The sequence below is a fragment of the Pseudomonas sp. NDM genome, from assembly GCF_003105095.1.
Taxonomy (GTDB): Bacteria; Pseudomonadota; Gammaproteobacteria; order Pseudomonadales; family Pseudomonadaceae; genus Aquipseudomonas; species Aquipseudomonas moraviensis_A.
This window is the reverse complement of the sequence record NZ_QETJ01000275.1, coordinates 1-3,355: the sequence shown is the minus strand read 5'-3', so window position 1 is coordinate 3,355 and position 3,355 is coordinate 1. Positions and strand designations below refer to the sequence as shown.

Genomic DNA, 3,355 nt, shown 5'->3' with positions numbered 1-3,355 from the left:
GATCGTTCTTTAAAAATTTGGGTATGTGATAGAAAGATAGACTGAACGTTACTTTCACTGGTAACGGATCAGGCTAAGGTAAAATTTGTGAGTTCTCTTAGTTGAGAAATTCGAATTTTCGGCGAATGTCGTCTTCACAGTATAACCAGATTGCTTGGGGTTATATGGTCAAGTGAAGAAGCGCATACGGTGGATGCCTTGGCAGTCAGAGGCGATGAAAGACGTGGTAGCCTGCGAAAAGCTTCGGGGAGTCGGCAAACAGACTTTGATCCGGAGATGTCTGAATGGGGGAACCCAGCCATCATAAGATGGTTATCTTGTACTGAATACATAGGTGCAAGAGGCGAACCAGGGGAACTGAAACATCTAAGTACCCTGAGGAAAAGAAATCAACCGAGATTCCCTTAGTAGTGGCGAGCGAACGGGGACTAGCCCTTAAGTGGCTTTGAGATTAGCGGAACGCTCTGGAAAGTGCGGCCATAGTGGGTGATAGCCCTGTACGCGAAAATCTCTTAGTCATGAAATCGAGTAGGACGGAGCACGAGAAACTTTGTCTGAATATGGGGGGACCATCCTCCAAGGCTAAATACTACTGACTGACCGATAGTGAACTAGTACCGTGAGGGAAAGGCGAAAAGAACCCCGGAGAGGGGAGTGAAATAGATCCTGAAACCGTATGCGTACAAGCAGTGGGAGCAGACTTTGTTCTGTGACTGCGTACCTTTTGTATAATGGGTCAGCGACTTATTTTCAGTGGCGAGCTTAACCGAATAGGGGAGGCGTAGCGAAAGCGAGTCTTAATAGGGCGTCTAGTCGCTGGGAATAGACCCGAAACCGGGCGATCTATCCATGGGCAGGTTGAAGGTTAGGTAACACTGACTGGAGGACCGAACCGACTACCGTTGAAAAGTTAGCGGATGACCTGTGGATCGGAGTGAAAGGCTAATCAAGCTCGGAGATAGCTGGTTCTCCTCGAAAGCTATTTAGGTAGCGCCTCATGTATCACTGTAGGGGGTAGAGCACTGTTTCGGCTAGGGGGTCATCCCGACTTACCAAACCGATGCAAACTCCGAATACCTACAAGTGCCGAGCATGGGAGACACACGGCGGGTGCTAACGTCCGTCGTGAAAAGGGAAACAACCCAGACCGTCAGCTAAGGTCCCAAAGTTATGGTTAAGTGGGAAACGATGTGGGAAGGCTTAGACAGCTAGGAGGTTGGCTTAGAAGCAGCCACCCTTTAAAGAAAGCGTAATAGCTCACTAGTCGAGTCGGCCTGCGCGGAAGATGTAACGGGGCTCAAACCATACACCGAAGCTACGGGTATCACCTTCGGGTGATGCGGTAGAGGAGCGTTCTGTAAGCCTGTGAAGGTGAGTTGAGAAGCTTGCTGGAGGTATCAGAAGTGCGAATGCTGACATGAGTAACGACAATGGGTGTGAAAAACACCCACGCCGAAAGACCAAGGTTTCCTGCGCAACGTTAATCGACGCAGGGTTAGTCGGTCCCTAAGGCGAGGCTGAAAAGCGTAGTCGATGGAAAACAGGTTAATATTCCTGTACTTCTGGTTATTGCGATGGAGGGACGGAGAAGGCTAGGCCAGCTTGGCGTTGGTTGTCCAAGTTTAAGGTGGTAGGCTGAGATCTTAGGTAAATCCGGGATCTTAAGGCCGAGAGCTGATGACGAGTTACCCTTTGGGTGACGAAGTGGTTGATGCCATGCTTCCAAGAAAAGCTTCTAAGCTTCAGGTAACCAGGAACCGTACCCCAAACCGACACAGGTGGTTGGGTAGAGAATACCAAGGCGCTTGAGAGAACTCGGGTGAAGGAACTAGGCAAAATGGCACCGTAACTTCGGGAGAAGGTGCGCCGGTGAGGGTGAAGGACTTGCTCCGTAAGCTCATGCCGGTCGAAGATACCAGGCCGCTGCGACTGTTTATTAAAAACACAGCACTCTGCAAACACGAAAGTGGACGTATAGGGTGTGACGCCTGCCCGGTGCCGGAAGGTTAATTGATGGGGTTAGCTAACGCGAAGCTCTTGATCGAAGCCCCGGTAAACGGCGGCCGTAACTATAACGGTCCTAAGGTAGCGAAATTCCTTGTCGGGTAAGTTCCGACCTGCACGAATGGCGTAACGATGGCGGCGCTGTCTCCACCCGAGACTCAGTGAAATTGAAATCGCTGTGAAGATGCAGTGTATCCGCGGCTAGACGGAAAGACCCCGTGAACCTTTACTATAGCTTTGCACTGGACTTTGAATTTGCTTGTGTAGGATAGGTGGGAGGCTTTGAAGCGTGGACGCCAGTTCGCGTGGAGCCATCCTTGAAATACCACCCTGGCAACTTTGAGGTTCTAACTCAGGTCCGTTATCCGGATCGAGGACAGTGTATGGTGGGTAGTTTGACTGGGGCGGTCTCCTCCTAAAGAGTAACGGAGGAGTACGAAGGTGCGCTCAGACCGGTCGGAAATCGGTCGTAGAGTATAAAGGCAAAAGCGCGCTTGACTGCGAGACAGACACGTCGAGCAGGTACGAAAGTAGGTCTTAGTGATCCGGTGGTTCTGTATGGAAGGGCCATCGCTCAACGGATAAAAGGTACTCCGGGGATAACAGGCTGATACCGCCCAAGAGTTCATATCGACGGCGGTGTTTGGCACCTCGATGTCGGCTCATCACATCCTGGGGCTGAAGCCGGTCCCAAGGGTATGGCTGTTCGCCATTTAAAGTGGTACGCGAGCTGGGTTTAGAACGTCGTGAGACAGTTCGGTCCCTATCTGCCGTGGACGTTTGAGATTTGAGAGGGGCTGCTCCTAGTACGAGAGGACCGGAGTGGACGAACCTCTGGTGTTCCGGTTGTCACGCCAGTGGCATTGCCGGGTAGCTATGTTCGGGAAAGATAACCGCTGAAAGCATCTAAGCGGGAAACTTGCCTCAAGATGAGATCTCACTGGAACCTTGAGTTCCCTGAAGGGCCGTCGAAGACTACGACGTTGATAGGTTGGGTGTGTAAGCGCTGTGAGGCGTTGAGCTAACCAATACTAATTGCCCGTGAGGCTTGACCATATAACACCCAAGCAATTTGCTGACCTGAGAAGGCACCAGATTGCGGTGTGTGAAGACGAAACGAACCGAAAGTTCGAAGCGCACAAACACCGACAGCTGTCACATACCCAATTTGCTGAAGCGAGGCCATCTGGTCACGAGTCAGTACCCGAATTTCTTGACGACCATAGAGCGTTGGAACCACCTGATCCCATCCCGAACTCAGCAGTGAAACGATGCATCGCCGATGGTAGTGTGGGGTTTCCCCATGTGAGAGTAGGTCATCGTCAAGATTAAATTCCGAAACCCCAATTGC

At 51.2% G+C, this 3,355-nt stretch carries 2 rRNA genes; both read left to right on the top strand.

The window, feature by feature from the left end:
- The first annotated feature begins 166 nt into the window (after nt 1–166).
- A 23S ribosomal RNA gene (locus DCO47_RS26285) occupies nt 167–3,060 on the top strand.
- Nucleotides 3,061–3,216: 156 nt separating this feature from the next.
- Nucleotides 3,217–3,332 (top strand): 5S ribosomal RNA (gene rrf, locus DCO47_RS26280).
- Nucleotides 3,333–3,355 lie beyond the last annotated feature (23 nt).